The 14,574-nt window shown below is 63.9% G+C and carries 17 protein-coding genes; 12 read left to right on the plus strand and 5 right to left on the minus strand.

The features are described from left to right. Positions 1 to 66: 66 nt before the first annotated feature. Complete coding sequence (locus AC50X7_RS00615; RefSeq protein WP_494977301.1) at positions 67 to 258, plus strand: DUF1918 domain-containing protein; 192 nt, start codon at positions 67 to 69, stop codon at positions 256 to 258. Positions 259 to 300: 42 nt separating this feature from the next. Further along, a complete protein-coding gene (locus AC50X7_RS00620; RefSeq protein WP_494977302.1) occupies positions 301 to 810 on the plus strand; it encodes an NUDIX domain-containing protein in 510 nt (169 codons plus the stop codon). Positions 811 to 822: 12 nt separating this feature from the next. On the opposite strand, the gene AC50X7_RS00625 is transcribed toward AC50X7_RS00620, so the two are convergent. After that, a complete protein-coding gene (locus tag AC50X7_RS00625) occupies positions 823 to 1,500 on the minus strand; it encodes an endonuclease/exonuclease/phosphatase family protein (RefSeq protein ID WP_494977303.1) in 678 nt (225 codons plus the stop codon). Positions 1,501 to 1,670: 170 nt separating this feature from the next. On the opposite strand from AC50X7_RS00625, the gene AC50X7_RS00630 reads away from it, so the two are divergent. Beyond that, positions 1,671 to 2,474 carry a thioesterase family protein gene (locus AC50X7_RS00630; RefSeq protein WP_494977304.1) on the plus strand — a complete coding sequence of 268 codons (804 nt, stop codon included), beginning with the start codon at positions 1,671 to 1,673 and terminating at the stop codon, positions 2,472 to 2,474. An 18-nt stretch (positions 2,475 to 2,492) separates the two neighbouring features. On the opposite strand, the gene AC50X7_RS00635 is transcribed toward AC50X7_RS00630, so the two are convergent. Next, positions 2,493 to 2,885 carry a DUF2177 family protein gene (locus tag AC50X7_RS00635; protein WP_494977305.1) on the minus strand — a complete coding sequence of 131 codons (393 nt, stop codon included), beginning with the start codon at positions 2,883 to 2,885 and terminating at the stop codon, positions 2,493 to 2,495. Positions 2,886 to 2,901: 16 nt separating this feature from the next. Here AC50X7_RS00635 and AC50X7_RS00640 point away from each other — a divergent pair, with 16 nt between their 5' ends. Beyond that, positions 2,902 to 3,648, plus strand: a complete 747-nt coding sequence (locus tag AC50X7_RS00640; protein ID WP_494977807.1) for a lipoate--protein ligase family protein — start codon at positions 2,902 to 2,904, stop codon at positions 3,646 to 3,648. A gap of 127 nt (positions 3,649 to 3,775) precedes the next feature. On the opposite strand, the gene AC50X7_RS00645 is transcribed toward AC50X7_RS00640, so the two are convergent. Further along, the gene (locus AC50X7_RS00645; protein WP_387546736.1) at positions 3,776 to 4,033 is read right to left on the minus strand and encodes a mycoredoxin; all 258 of its coding nucleotides are present in this window, start codon (positions 4,031 to 4,033) and stop codon (positions 3,776 to 3,778) included. Between the two features lie 129 nt (positions 4,034 to 4,162). Between AC50X7_RS00645 and AC50X7_RS00650 the strand changes: the two genes are divergently transcribed. Next, positions 4,163 to 4,924, plus strand: a complete 762-nt coding sequence (locus tag AC50X7_RS00650; protein WP_494977306.1) for an SOS response-associated peptidase — start codon at positions 4,163 to 4,165, stop codon at positions 4,922 to 4,924. A gap of 39 nt (positions 4,925 to 4,963) precedes the next feature. On the opposite strand, the gene AC50X7_RS00655 is transcribed toward AC50X7_RS00650, so the two are convergent. Beyond that, a complete protein-coding gene (locus AC50X7_RS00655) occupies positions 4,964 to 5,386 on the minus strand; it encodes a VOC family protein (protein ID WP_494977307.1) in 423 nt (140 codons plus the stop codon). 19 nt (positions 5,387 to 5,405) lie between these two features. On the opposite strand from AC50X7_RS00655, the gene AC50X7_RS00660 reads away from it, so the two are divergent. Continuing rightward, positions 5,406 to 5,726, plus strand: a complete 321-nt coding sequence (locus AC50X7_RS00660) for a chorismate mutase (RefSeq protein WP_307094919.1) — start codon at positions 5,406 to 5,408, stop codon at positions 5,724 to 5,726. 18 nt (positions 5,727 to 5,744) lie between these two features. Here AC50X7_RS00660 and AC50X7_RS00665 read toward each other — a convergent pair whose 3' ends face one another. Beyond that, entirely contained in the window at positions 5,745 to 6,134 is a 390-nt protein-coding gene (locus AC50X7_RS00665; protein ID WP_307094920.1) for a hypothetical protein, read from the minus strand. Positions 6,135 to 6,267: 133 nt separating this feature from the next. On the opposite strand from AC50X7_RS00665, the gene AC50X7_RS00670 reads away from it, so the two are divergent. The 6 genes from AC50X7_RS00670 to pdxS all read left to right on the plus strand — a co-directional run bounded on the left by AC50X7_RS00670 (position 6,268) and on the right by pdxS (position 14,507). Next, positions 6,268 to 6,606, plus strand: coding sequence for a DUF6504 family protein (locus AC50X7_RS00670; protein ID WP_494977308.1), 339 nt, complete (start codon positions 6,268 to 6,270; stop codon positions 6,604 to 6,606). After that, positions 6,603 to 10,091, plus strand: a complete 3,489-nt coding sequence (locus AC50X7_RS00675; RefSeq protein ID WP_494977309.1) for a DNA polymerase III subunit alpha — start codon at positions 6,603 to 6,605, stop codon at positions 10,089 to 10,091. The genes AC50X7_RS00670 and AC50X7_RS00675 overlap by 4 nt, the downstream gene beginning before the upstream one ends. Positions 10,092 to 10,207: 116 nt before the next feature. Beyond that, the gene (thrS, locus tag AC50X7_RS00680; RefSeq protein ID WP_494977310.1) at positions 10,208 to 12,217 is read left to right on the plus strand and encodes a threonine--tRNA ligase; all 2,010 of its coding nucleotides are present in this window, start codon (positions 10,208 to 10,210) and stop codon (positions 12,215 to 12,217) included. 17 nt (positions 12,218 to 12,234) lie between these two features. Next, positions 12,235 to 12,822, plus strand: coding sequence for an HIT family protein (locus tag AC50X7_RS00685; protein ID WP_104044569.1), 588 nt, complete (start codon positions 12,235 to 12,237; stop codon positions 12,820 to 12,822). Next, positions 12,812 to 13,435, plus strand: a complete 624-nt coding sequence (pgsA, locus tag AC50X7_RS00690) for a phosphatidylinositol phosphate synthase (protein ID WP_494977311.1) — start codon at positions 12,812 to 12,814, stop codon at positions 13,433 to 13,435. The genes AC50X7_RS00685 and pgsA overlap by 11 nt, the downstream gene beginning before the upstream one ends. Before the next feature lie 145 nt (positions 13,436 to 13,580). Next, positions 13,581 to 14,507, plus strand: a complete 927-nt coding sequence (gene pdxS, locus AC50X7_RS00695) for a pyridoxal 5'-phosphate synthase lyase subunit PdxS (protein ID WP_307094926.1) — start codon at positions 13,581 to 13,583, stop codon at positions 14,505 to 14,507. The last annotated feature ends 67 nt before the right edge of the window (positions 14,508 to 14,574 follow it).

Consider the following 14,574-nt stretch of genomic DNA (forward strand, 5'->3'; position numbering starts at 1 on the left):
GCCCTTTCCCCTGGGTCTGTTCCCGCATGGCGGACAGTCGTAATCTTGGGGCTGGAGGTGATAGCCATGGAGGCAGCACAAGGAGACCGCATCATTGTTCACGGCAGGACGGTCGGTTCCACTGACCGGCACGGTGTGATTCTCGAGGTCCGGGGCCAGGCCGGAACGCCGCCCTACCTGGTCCGCTTCGACGATGGCCACGAAACCATCATGTATCCCGGCGGTGATTTCGCGGTCGAACGCGGCAACGGGCACTAGCGCCGCGGGGTGATGCGCCGCTCCACCTGTCAGACTGGAGCGATGGATCACTCACCGGCTTCAACACAGTCCTCCACGCCGCCTGTCCGCACGGGTCCCCGCGATCCCGGTGATGCCTGGGTGGAAGGGGAACGCGGCCGGTACTGGGGCAGGTTCGGCGCGGCCGGGGTGCTTGCCTATGACCCCGCCAAGGGTGTGCTCCTGCAGCACCGCGCCATCTGGAGCCACAATGGCGGAACCTGGGGACTGCCCGGCGGGGCGCTCCACGAAGGCGAGGACGCCGTCGTGGGCGCTTTGCGTGAGGCGTATGAGGAGGCTGCCGTTCCGGCGGAGAGTGTTGACGTGCTCTTCACGTCGGTGCTGGACCTGGGTTACTGGTCCTACACCACCGTCGTGGTCCGGGTGACGGAGCCGTTTGACCCGGTGATCAGCGATCCGGAGAGCATCGAACTGCTGTGGATTCCGCTGGCCGACGTGGAACGTCAGGAACTGCATCCAGGCTTCGCGGCGGCGTGGCCGGCCTTGCGGGAGCGGCTGGCCTCCGGAGCGTAGTCCGGACGCGGGTCAGTAGTCCGGACCGTATTCGGCGGTGACCAGGATGGGCAGGTGGTCGGAATTGCCGCGCGGGAGGGTCTCCACGCTGGTGATGTCCAGCCCCAGTGACGTGGCGAAGTCGAAATGGCCCTTGAAGACCTTGTAGCGGGTGTACGTGCGCCGGTTGCTCAGCGACAGTGCGTACCCCGAATTCTTCATGTGGACGTGCAGGTTCTTGGTGAAGAACGGGTAGTTGAAGTCGCCCACCATCAGCGTCATCAAGCCCTTGCCCATGCTCAGGAGTTCCGCATGGGCCGCATGGATCTGCTTCCGCCGCAGGGAGTTGGAGGCCGTCAGGGGCGCGGCGTGGAAGGAGCCGATCACCAGTTCGTGCTGCGTCTCGTTGTCCATCACCCTGGTACCGATAAGCCGCTCATGCGCCGGCGCCAGCACCCTGTCATGCATCGACTTTTTCAGTGCGAAGGACTGCGTATCCAAGGCCGTGAACCTGCTGGTGCGGTAATAGATGGCCAGCCCGAGCCGGTTCGCCTTGGTGGCGTCCGCGAGGTGAAGCGGGCCCAGGGTCTCCGGGAGGTCGCTGGAGTCCACCTCCTGGAGGCAAAGCGCATCAATATCGTGATTCCGTGCCAAAGCGAGGAGTTCGCCGCTCGCTTTGTGCTCGCGAAGGTTGTAACTGATGACGCGCAATGGAACACCTCTTCCGAGGGTTGCTGACAGGACCAGTTCCTGAGTCTACCCAGATGACAGCCGCCAGGCTCCAACATTTCGCCGCGTCGGAAAGCAGCCCCGGCCGGCGGCCCCGGGGCAAAACGATAGAGTTATTGCCAATTCACTGAAATCTCCTGGAAGGCCCGCCGTTGACCGCTGATCTGCCTGAACTGGCCGAGGGAAACTTCTATTACCAATCCCTGGGCGCCGGTCGTTTCCGTTCCACCATCCACGCCCAGGGCGCCTGGAACGTCCATGAGCAACACATGGCGCCGGCATCCGGGCTGATGGCCGACAGCCTTGAGCGCCACCAGCCGCGCAGCGGCATGCGGATGGCCCGCCTCAGCTACGAGATCCTGGGACTGATTCCCGGCGGTGAATTCCATATCGAAACCACCACGCTGCGGCCGGGGCGGACCATCGAACTGCTGCAGGCCGAGCTGGTGGCCGGCGGCCGGACGGCCATCCGGGCAACGGCCTGGCGGATGATCACCAGCGATACCTCCGAGGTGGCCGCGGTTGAAGACATAACCATTCCCGGACCTGATGAATGCAAGCCCTACGACGGCCCGTCAGTGTGGCCCGGCGGCTACATCCGTTCCCTGGAGATGCGTGTAGCCGAAGGGCACCGCCCCGGGGCCGGGAAGGTGTGGCTGCGCACTGACCACCCCCTGACGGACCGCGCTGACAGCGGCGACCTCGCCCGGCTGATGGGGTTGGTGGACACCGCCAATGGCATCGCCGCACGGGTCCCTCCGGGCAAGGACAGCTATGCATTCCCGAATTTGGACCTGCAGATCCACATGTATCGCCGCCCGGAGGGGGAGTGGCTGGGGCTGGACAACGCCGTCTCCTTCGGCCGGGACGGCATCGGCCTTACCTCAACGGTGCTGCACGACCTCCAGGGACCCTTCGGCCGGGCAGAGCAGATCCTGACCGTGCGCAGGACCTGAAATTCCGGCCGAGGCGGCTCAGCTCCGGCCCTGGAAGACCAGCCAGCCCGCGAAGGTGGACAACCCTGTGAGCGCCGCGCCCCACAGCATGTCCACCACAATCAGCTGCAGCGGCCACACCTTCAGGGTGGCCGCGTTGGTGAGGTCATAGGTGGCATAGGCAAAGGCGCCCAGCGCCGCACCGTAGCCCAGCGCGGTAAGCCAGCTGCCGCCGTCGAGCGCGGGACGGAGGGCAAAGAAGACAATCCCGGCAATGTATATGACGTAGAAGGCGACGGCGTACCCTAGGTTTGGCTTGTCCGCCAGCAAATCGCCGATGTGGCTCCGGTAAAACGGGTTCATCAGCTTAAGCCACACGCCGTCAATAACTGCGAACGCGGCGGCGACAACAAGGAATTGCAAGATGACCATAGGGGAGCTTAGCAACATGCACCACGCCGGACCGGGATCCCACACGCTCACGGTGGTGCGGCAGGAAGAGTCGCTCGGCGCGGCCCGCGACCTGGAATTTGGCCTTGAGCTCCTGGCCAAGGCGAGGGCGGGGGACATCGGCCCCACGTTGCGGCTGTACCGTCCTGCCCCCACCGTCGCCTTCGGCCAGCGGGACACGCGGCTGCCCGGCTTCGACGCGGCGGCCCAGGCCTGTCGCGACAACGGCTTTGAGCCGCTGGTCCGGCGGGCGGGAGGGCGCGCGGCTGCTTACCACCAGGGAACACTCGTGGTGGACCACATCGAACCGGACTCTGACGCCATTGCCGGATCCAAAAGCAGGTTCGGGTACTTCGGGGAGCTGTTTGCCGAAACGCTGCGCAGCGTAGGGGTGCAGGCGGGCGTGGGAGAAATACCCGGTGAGTATTGCCCCGGGGAATACAGCGTGCACGGTTCGGCTCCCGCCGGCGGCCCGCAGGTGAAGCTGGTGGGCACAGCCCAGCGGGTGGTGTCCGGCGGCTGGCTGTTCAGCTCAGTCATTGTGGCGGAGGACTCCGCCCCCATCCGGAGGGTCCTCACAGAAAGTTACGCGGCCTTGGGACTGGAGTGGGACCCGGCCACTGCGGGAGCCGTCAACGATCTTGTGCCCGGGGTGGATGTTGCCGCAGTGGAGGACGCGCTGCTGGCCACCTATACGGGCCATGCCACCCTTAACACCGCTGCCTTCAGCAGCCTGGGGGCTTGACCCGCACAGGGGGCCACTGCCCGGCTGTCAGAACGGGACCAGCACCGAAGTGCTGGTCCCGTTCTGTGTATTGCACGTCTCCCACGGCGGACGCGTGGGTTTCCGAACCTCTGGTTCGGTTTGCCGGCTAGGCCGCGAGGCGGGTCTTGACCTCGGCAGCGGACGGGTTGGTGGCCGCGGTGCCGTCCGGGAAGAGGACGGTGGGAACCGTACGGTTGCCGCCGTTGAGCTGCTCCACGAGTTCGGCGGTGCCTTCCACTTCCTCGATGTTGATCTCGGTGTAGCCGATGCCCTGCGAGTCCAGCTGCTTCTTAAGCCGGTTGCAGTAGCCGCACCAGGTGGTGGAGAACATGGTGATGGTGCCGGATTCGGGAGTGAAGTCCATAAGTTTCTCCTATGAGTCGGTCAGTGTTTCCTTACCGTCAACGGTAGCGCGAAGCCGCGTATTCCCAGCTACAGCGCGGCCCTGGCGTCCTTGGATGACAGCTCCTGCCGCCGATGGCATGCTGGAGCAATGTGTGGACGCTATGTAATGGCACGTGCCGTGGGGGACCTCTTGGCGGAGTTCGACGCCGAGCTCGAGGAGGAGGTGAGCATCCCGCCGTCGTGGAACGTTGCGCCGACTGACGATGTGCCTATTGTCCTGGAGCGTTTGATTGACGAGGGCCCGGAGCCCAGGCAGGTGCGCCAGCTTCATGTGGCGCGCTGGGGCTTGGTCCCGTCCTGGGCCAAGGACCCGGGCATCGGTTCGCGGATGATCAACGCCCGGAGCGAGTCCGTACTGGAAAAGCCGGCATTCCGGAAGGCTGTCCAGTCTCGCCGCTGCGCGGTGCCCGCGGACGGCTACTACGAATGGAAGCAGGGGACCGGGAAGGCGAAACAGCCCTACTACGTGCATCCGGGAGGGTGCCGCGGCCTGGTTTTTGCCGGGCTCTATGAGTGGTGGAACGATCCGTCCTGGCCCGCAGGGGAGCCCGGCGGCTGGATGCTTTCCACGTCCATCCTGACCACTGACACTCCGCCGCCGGGCAGCGAATCAACCGTCTTCGGCAAGCTGACCGCGCTGCATGACCGGGTGCCGCTGCCGATGGACAAGGCCACCATGCAGGTGTGGCTCGACCCGCACGCCGGCGACGCTGCGGCGCTGGTTGACCTGGTCCGGTCCGGGGTCAAGGACGTGGCGTCGGACTGGCACGTTGAATCAGTGGGCAAAGAGGTGGGCAACGTCCGCAACAACGGCCCCGAGCTGATCCGCCCGGTGGAAGCCCTCTTCTAAGCCGCGGCCAAAGCAGCCCCGGCCCGGCTGGCCGAGGGGCTAAACGCTGACGGATCCGGCGTCGTCCACTGCCCACGTGGGGTTGTAGGCCACTTCCCAGCGGAAGCCGTCAGGGTCTGCGAAGTACCCGCTGTAGCCGCCCCAGGGCTGGGTGATGGGCTCGGCGATAATGGTTGCTCCCGCTGCGGCAGCCTCTTCCAAGACCCGGTCAACATCCCCGGTACTGGGAAGGTTGTGGCTGAGGGTGATGCATGGGACCGGGCCGGGCTCGCTGACGCCGGCATCGGCCTGCATCTGGCGGACGTCCCACAGCGACAGGACCAGGCCGTGGTTCACCTGGATGAACACCACATCCCCAGGAAATTCGCGGTGGACTGGCCAGCCAAGGCCCTCAACATAGAAGGAGCGGGACGCCGGAACGCTGCGGACGCCTAGTGAAATGAAGTCGACTCTGGGCTGCATGGTTCGATACTGTCAGAGGATGGCAACAATTCAAGGGAACGATAGAGACGCACTGGCCGACAAGGAACAGCTCGCTGCCGTCCGGGTTGCCGTTGACGAGGTGGATGACCAGATTGTCACCCTCATTGCCCGCCGTGAACGGCTGATCAGGATCGCCGGAACCCTCAAGGGTGACGACGCCGAGGTCCGTGCCCCCGGCCGTGTGGAGCGGATTATCGAGCACGTCCGCTCGGCTGCTGTGAAGAAGGACATCGACCCGGACATCGTTGAGTCCACCTACCGGGCCATGATCTCAGGGTTCATCGAACTCGAACTCCGGGTCCACAAAGAAAACAGCTGAGCTTCTTCAGCCCAGCTGTTACAGGTTTTCCTCCACCGGAACGCCGGACTGGAAATCCCGGCCGTCCGCTTCGCTGAAGCCGGTCATCACGTGCCCTTTGCCGAGCCCGTTAATGGCTGCCAGCGGGAAATGGCCGGTGATGGTGTTGCCCGAGTGGGTGACCCCGGAAAGATCGTAGTTCTCCTCCGCGCTCTGTTCATGGTTGAACGAGAAGAAGGCGATCGCCTCCCCGTTCATGAACTCAATGCCCAGGCGCCGCTGTGATGAGTAGTCCGGGCTGGCAGCCACAAGCCCTACCACGTAGGCACCGGAACCGGGGATGTTGCCGTCTATGTCGAAAGTGGCCACGAGGGTGGAGTCCTGGGCTTTGATGCTGACCTGCTTGAGGAGTGCGTCATGGGTGCTCATGGCACAATCCTGCTCCCTGCCGATCGGTCCGTCCACCCCCGCCTAGGATTTGTGCCGCCGCTGGCTTAGACTTGAAGTATTCGAACACATATTCGAATGTGTCCTTATTTCTTGCTCTGTCAGGGAGGTGCCCATGGGGATGTTCAGCGAATCCGTGGACGTTGCCTGCAATCCGGAAGGCCAGCCGGTGAGCCTCCAATGGGCAGGGCGGCCCTATTCGGTCTGCGCCGAGCCAGTCCGATGGTACGAGCGCCGGCAGTGGTGGGCCGAGGAAAGCCGAGCGCCGCTGGGAACCGGTCCCGGACTGGTGGACCACGAGATCTGGCGGGTCCAGGTGCTTCCATCGGCTGCTTGTTCCGGCGCGTTCAATGACCAGGAAGAACCACTCACCCTTGACTTGACCCGCCATGTCCGGAGCGGCCGCTGGCGGCTCCTGCGGATCCATGACGCCCTGCGCCCGCGGACAGCATGAGCTTCACGCACCTCCACGTCTCCACCGCCTTCAGTGCCCACTATGGCGTTTCCTGGCCTGAGGAACTGGCCCAGGCCGCCGCTGCCGACGGCGCTACCGCGCTCGCCTGCACCGACCGTGACGGCCTGTACGGAACCGTCAAGCACCTGAAGGCGTGCATGGATGCGGGTATTGATCCCATAGTTGGGGTGGACCTGGCGGTTTATGACGACGACGGCGATCACCGCACCCAGCTGGCGGGCCGTGTGGTGGTGCTCGCCCGCGGCAACAACAACGGGGCCGGGTACCGTGCTCTGTGCCGGTTGGTGTCCGATGCCCATGCCCGCACCTCGGGGAAATCCGGGGGAACCGTGCCTGTGGCAGTCACCAGGGCGGAGCTTGCTTCCCGCACCCTTGATCCCCGGACCCTCAAACCCGTGCTGATGGTCCTGATCGGGCCGGATTCCGATGTTGGTCGTGCCATGGGCGGCCGCCGGTACCTGCGCCCGCGGACACTCTTCAAGCAATGGCTCGACGCCATGCCCGCCGGAACAGTGGTCACCGAGATCGTTTCGCAGCTCAGCGCCCCGGGGGCCCCGCTGAGCACCTCGCATGCCGTCCGGATGCTCAAGCTCGCGGAAGAACACAACATACCGGCAATCCTCAGCAACGCGGTGAGGTACTGCGCGGAGGACGGAGCCGCCACCGCCGACGTCCTGGATTCAGCCCGGACCCTCAAATCGCTGCCGGAGCTGGCCCAGGAGCCAATGCTCCAACCCAATGGCCAGGGCTGGCTCAAATCCGCCGCCCACATGCTGCAACTGGGCAAGGAAATCATCTCCGCCGCCGGATACGGTACAGCAGACCTTAAACAACTGATGGCACAAACGGAGGCGCTCGCCGATCTCTGCAGGATGGACCCCGTCACCGATATGGGCTGGAAACAGCCTGTGGTGCCGGAAGCTTCAGTCATCGGGATCAACCAGGATCCGCATCTTGAACTGGTGCAGCGCTGCCAGGCGGGAATCGGGAGGCGGTTCCCGGGTATTTCGGGAACCCGGGAAGAGGAAATGCGGTACCGGCTCGAGCACGAACTGGGCATTATCCAGAACCTGGGTTTTTCGTCCTACTTCCTTACAGTTGCCGAAGTTTCACGCATGATCCAGGACATGGGGGTGAGGGCGGCGGCCCGCGGATCTGGTGCATCAAGCCTCGTCAACTACCTGATCGACGTCAGCCAGGTAAATCCACTGCAGCATGACCTGATCTTCGAGCGCTTCCTTTCCCGGGACCGGGCCACCCTGCCTGATATCGACATCGACGTCGAAAGCGCCGAAAGGCATAACGTCTACCGCCGGATCTTCGAGCGCTTCGGCGCCGAGCGGGTCACGCTGATGAGTATGCAGAACGGCTACCGGGCAAGAGGCGCAGTCCGGGATGCCGGCTTGGCTTTGGGCATGGATGACGGCGACGTGGGGGACATCGCGAAACAGCTGTGGCGGTTTTCGGCCCGGAAATTCCGGGAGGCATTGCAGGAAAAGCCTGAACTGAGGGAATTTGCGGGCCGGGTGGAACAGCGCGATACCCACGGCAACCAGCAGTTGGACCTGCTGGTGGACCTGACGGAACGCCTTGACCGGTTGCCGCGGCATATCTCGATGCATCCCTGTGGTGTGATCCTGGGGGACGCAACCTTGCTGGACCGCACCCCGGTCCAGCCCAGCGGCCTGGGGCTGCCCATGAGCCAGTTCGATAAACACGATATGGATCCCATGGGCATGCTGAAGCTCGACGTCCTGGGTGTCAGGATGCAAAGCGCCATGGCGTTTGCGGTCCGAGAGGTCATCAGGATCCACTCGTCCAAAGAGGAAGTGGTGGCTGCAGGGAAACATGATGCAGGCCAGGACGGGTCCGGCCCGGATTACATCGCAGAAAACGGGCACATCGACCTCAACGCCATACCCCTGGATGATGAGGCCACCTTTGAACTAATCCGGAGCACACACACCCTGGGCTGCTTCCAGATTGAGTCACCCGGGCAGCGCGAACTGATCGGCAAGATGGCGCCGCGGGAGTTCAACGACCTCATCATCGACATTTCGCTTTTCCGGCCCGGGCCCATGAAATCGGACATGGTCCGGCCATTCCTGGAGCACCGGCATGGTTTTGCACCCGAGGTGTACCCCCACCCGGACCTGAAGCCCGTCCTGGCGGAAACCCACGGGGTGACCGTTTTCCATGAACAGATCCTGAAAACGTTCAACGTGATGACCGGCTGCGGCCTGGCCAAAGCCGATGAATTCCGTCGTGCCTTGGGCAACGAGGTCCTGGAACTGAATGTTGAGGAGTTCTTCCGCAGGGAAGCCCGGAAGAAAGGGTATTCCCCGGAAGTAGTGGACAACGTCTGGGGGACCCTGAAGGCCTTTGGCAGCTTCGGCTTCTGCAAAGCCCACGGAGCCGCTTTCGCCGTGCCCACCTACCAGTCCGCCTGGCTGAAGACGCATCACCCCGAAGCCTTCCTGGCCGGCCTCTGGGAACACGATCCCGGCATGTACCCCAAAAGACTGCTGGTGGCGGAAGCCAGAAGGCTGGGCATCCCCATCCTTCCCCTTGATATCAACCGCAGTAAGGGGGAGTACCGGGTGGAACGGGTCAGGCAGGGGCCCGATGCGGGAAAGCTGGGAATCAGGCTCAGCCTGAACGGTATTTACGGGCTGTCCGCCACTGAACTGAAAAGAATCGTGGCGGGCCAGCCGTATGACTCACTCGCAGACCTCCGCGCGCGCTCGCGGTTAAGCAAGCCAAGCATCAAACGTTTGGCCCAGCTGGGTGCTTTTGATTCCCTGCACCGTGAGGCCGGTGGGGTGGCCAACCGGGCAGACCTGGTCCAGCACCTGCAGCAGCTCCAAAGTGCGGGCAGCGGGCGGAAAGGGGTGGAGGTCCTTGAAGGGCAGCTGTCCCTGCCCCTGGGCGATGTGGAACTGCGCAACGTCAAGCCGGGGCTCCCGGAACCCAGTCTCATCGAAAACGTGCGGGCAGAGCTGGACCTGATGGCTGTGGACCTCAGCAGCCACCTCATGGACAGCCACCGGCCCATGCTGGACAGGCTGGGAGTCACCACCGCGGACAAGCTCCTGGGCCTGCGCAACGGGACGGAAGTCCTGGTGGCCGGAGTGCGGGTAGCCACCCAGACGCCCCCCATGCGTGGGGGCAGGAGGGTGGTGTTCATCAGCATTGACGACGGCACCGGTTGCATTGATTCAGTCTTCTTCCACGAGGCCCAGGAGAATGCCGGCCAGCTCCTGTTCGGAACCCGGCTGCTGCTGATCCGCGGCACTACCCGGAGGACGGGCCCGCGGGGAATCAGCCTCAGCGCAAGCATGGCCTGGGACCTCAGCCGCACCGAAACCCTGCCCTTCCCGGATTCGGAGACCAGTGCCCCTGACGGCCCGCATCCACTGGATGGAATCAGCAGGAGCCTGGCCATCACGGGATTCAACGGCTGAGCCTGCCGTGCGCCGCGTTGGTCGGCCCTTTGCTGAACCGATAGCATTGACGGTGGCTGGCTGTGGTCCCCGTACGCCACAAGCTATGAAGCCTTAACTTTGAATAGGAGACACCCGTGTCAGATGCCCAGCAGATCACCCTCCTCGTCGATGGCGAAGAGACCAAGGTGACTACCGGGACAACCGGTGCGGAACTCTTCTTTGAGCGCCGTGATGTTGTTGTTGCCCGCGTCAATGGCGAACTGAAGGACCTGGACCAGGAACTTCCGGAAGGCGCCAACGTCGAAGGCGTCACCATCGATTCCCCCGACGGACTGAACGTACTCCGCCACTCCACCGCCCACGTGATGGCCCAGGCCGTCCAGCAACTGCGCCCCGAAGCCAAGCTGGGCATTGGTCCTTACATCACCGACGGTTTCTACTTCGACTTTGACGTGGCCGAGCCCTTCACCCCCGAGGACCTCAAAACCCTCGAAAAGATGATGCTCAAAATCGTCAACCAGAACCAGAAGTTCGTCCGGCGTGTGGTCTCCGAGGACGAGGCGCGCGAAGCGATGAAGAACGAGCCCTACAAGCTCGAACTCCTTGGCAGGAAAAACGAGGCTGCCGAAGCCGGTGAGGGCGTTAACGTTGAAGTGGGCGCCGGTGACATCACCATTTACGACAATGTTGAGCGCAAGGAAGGGACCACCGTCTGGTGCGATCTCTGCCGCGGCCCGCACCTGCCCAACACCAAGCTGATTTCGAACGCCTTCGCCCTCACCCGCTCGTCCTCCGCCTACTGGCTGGGTAACCAGAAAAACCAGCAGCTGCAGCGGATCTACGGTACGGCCTGGCCCACCAAGGACGCACTCAAGGCCTACCAGGAACGTCTCGCTGAAGCGGAGCGGCGTGACCACCGCAAGCTCGGCGTCGAACTGGACCTGTTCTCCTTCCCCGACGAGCTTGGCTCCGGCCTGCCGGTGTTCCACCCCAAGGGCGGCATCATCCGCAAGGAGATGGAGGACTATTCGCGGCAGCGCCACGTCGAGGCGGGCTACGAGTTTGTCTACACGCCGCACATCACCAAGGGCCACCTGTACGAGGTCTCCGGACACCTGGACTGGTACAAGGAAGGCATGTTCCCGCCCATGCAGGTGGATGCGGAACTCAACGAGGACGGCACCGTGCGCAAGCCGGCCCAGGATTACTACCTGAAGCCCATGAACTGCCCCATGCACAACCTCATCTTCCGGTCCCGCGGCCGTTCCTACCGCGAGCTGCCCCTGCGCCTGTTTGAATTCGGCTCGGTCTACCGGTACGAGAAGTCCGGCGTGGTGCACGGCCTCACCCGTGTCCGCGGCATGACACAGGATGACGCCCACATCTACTGCACCCGCGAGCAGATGAAGGATGAACTCACCAAGACGTTGAACTTCGTCCTCGGCCTCCTCAAGGACTACGGGCTGAACGACTTCTATCTTGAGCTCTCCACCAAGGATCCCGAAAAGTACGTGGGAGACGACGCTGCCTGGGACGAAGCCACCAGGACCCTCGCCGAAGTGGCGCAGGAATCAGGGCTGGAGCTTGTTCCGGATCCGGGCGGAGCCGCGTTCTACGGCCCCAAGATTTCCGTGCAGGCAAAGGACGCCCTGGGCCGCACCTGGCAGATGTCCACCATCCAGCTGGACTTCAACCTGCCTGAGCGGTTCGAACTGGAATTCCAGGCCGCCGACGGCACCCGCCAGCGTCCCGTGATGATCCACCGTGCGCTGTTCGGCTCGATCGAACGGTTCATGGGCGTGCTCACCGAGCACTACGCCGGCGCTTTCCCCGCCTGGCTCGCCCCCGTCCAGGTGGTGGGCATCCCCGTGGCAGAGACGTTCAACGAGTACATGTTCGACGTCGTCGACCAGCTTAAGGCAGCAGGCATCCGGGCTGAGGTGGACACCTCCTCGGACAGGTTCCCCAAAAAGATCCGCACCGCCAGCAAGGACAAGATCCCGTTTGTGCTGATCGCAGGCGGCGATGACGCCGAGGCAGGCGCCGTATCGTTCCGGTTCCGCGACGGAAGCCAGGACAACGGCGTGCCCGTGGCAGAGGCAGTCAAGCGGATCACGGAAGCCGTCAGTAACCGGACCAGCTAGCGGAACGGAACAGCACCGTGCAGGAGAACACAGGCGCAGGATATCCAGGGGATGCCGGCGTTACCGACGACTTTGACCTCGCCGGTGTCCCGGACGCCTTTCAGCGCCTGTGGACTCCGCACCGCATGGCCTACATCAAGGGCGGCCAGCACCAGTTCAAGAACGAAAACGACTGCCCATTCTGCATCGGACCAGGCCGGACCGACGAGGATGCGCTGATCGTCTACCGGGGGAAGACCTGCTATGTGGTGCTGAACCTGTTTCCGTACAATCCGGGGCATCTTTTGGTCTGCCCGTACCGTCATATTCCCGACTACACCGACCTGACCGTCGAGGAGACGGCGGAGTTTGCCGAGCTGACCCAGACGGCCATGCGGGTCCTGCGGAAAGTATCAAACCCGGGCGGATTCAACCTCGGCATGAACCAGGGTGTGGTGGGCGGCGCCGGCATCGCCGCGCACCTGCACCAGCACATCGTTCCGCGCTGGGGCGGTGACGGGAACTTCTTCCCCATCATCGCCCAGACCAAGGCAATCACGCAGACCCTTGACGAGGTCCGCCAACAGGTCGCCGACGCCTGGCCCGGGGAGACGGATGCTGAATAGGCACGCCCGCGGGTTCTTCACCGCACTGTTCACCCCGCTCGCCCGCTGGCTCCTTCGGATCGGCGTCTCACCGGATGCGGTGACCATCATCGGTACCGCCGGTGTGGTGGTGGGCGCCCTCGTTTTCTACCCCCTGGGACAGCTCTGGTGGGGAACGCTGTTCATCACCGCGTTTGTCTTCTCCGATGTCCTGGACGGCATCATGGCCAGGATGCAGGCGGTGGGCAGCCGCTGGGGCAACTTCCTCGACTCCACCCTGGACCGGATCGCAGACGGCGCACTCTTCGCCGGTCTGGCCGTCTGGTTCTTCACCGGCGGCGCGAATGTTCCCATCGCCATGGCAGCCACCGTCTGCCTGGTCCTTGGCATGGTGGTCTCCTACGCCAGGGCCAAGGCGGAGTCACTGGGATTCACGGCCAACATCGGCATCGCAGAACGTGCAGAACGCCTCGTGTCCGTGCTGGTGGTCACCGGCTTTACCGGCCTTGGGCTGCCGCAGGTGGTATTGCTGGTGACGCTTGTGCTGCTCGCCCTTGCCAGCTTCATCACCGTGGTCCAGCGCGTGGTGTCGGTACGGCGCCAGGCACTTGCGGAACCTTTCCCGGCTGATTAAGACGAATTAAGCCGCCCGGGTGTGGTGAGACTAGTATTAGGACTGCCCGGTCAATGGATCCGGCAACCCGGTGTGTGTACAGATGGCATCTCCGTGCCGCCCTGCACGCCCGGCGAAGGTCATCTATCTACCCATAGGGGTTTTTGTGTCTACACCTGATGTAAGCAGCGAGGCCGGTTCGTCCGCGAACAGCGTCACGGGCAGCAACCGCGTGAAGCGGGGCATGGCTGAGATGCTCAAGGGCGGCGTCATCATGGACGTCGTAAACGTCGAACAGGCCCGCATCGCCGAAGACGCCGGTGCCGTTGCTGTGATGGCGCTGGAACGCGTTCCGGCAGATATCCGCGCCCAGGGCGGCGTGTCCCGCATGTCCGATCCGGACATGATCGACAAGATCATCGACGCCGTGTCCGTGCCGGTCATGGCCAAGGCCCGGATCGGCCACTTCGTTGAGGCCCAGGTCCTGCAGTCCCTCGGCGTGGACTACATTGACGAGTCCGAGGTCCTGACCCCGGCCGACTACATCAACCACATCGACAAGTGGAACTTCAAGGTTCCCTTCGTCTGTGGCGCCACCAACCTCGGTGAGGCCCTGCGCCGCATTAATGAGGGCGCGGCGATGATCCGGTCCAAGGGCGAGGCCGGCACCGGCGACGTCTCCAACGCCACCGGCCACATGCGTCAGATCCGCTCCGAGATTGCCAAGCTTGCGGCCCTGCCCGAGGACGAGCTCTACGTCGCGGCCAAGGAACTGCAGGCGCCGTACGAACTGGTCAAGGAAGTTGCCGCTGCCGGCAAGCTCCCGGTGGTGCTGTTCACCGCCGGCGGCATCGCCACCCCGGCCGACGCCGCCATGATGATGCAGCTCGGCGCTGACGGCGTGTTCGTCGGCTCCGGCATCTTCAAGTCCGGCAACCCCGCCCAGCGCGCGGCCGCCGTCGTGAAGGCCACCACCTTCTTTGATGACCCCGACGTCATCGCCAAAGCCTCCCGCGGCCTCGGCGAAGCCATGGTAGGCATCAACGTCGACGAGATCCCGCAGCCGCACCGCCTCGCCGAGCGCGGCTGGTAATTCGCGCTCCTGCTTGTGACGGCGGCGGGTCACCTTTTCCGGTGACTCGCCGCCGTCGTCGTGGGGA

It is taken from the genome of Pseudarthrobacter sp. Hb11 (assembly GCF_059383655.1).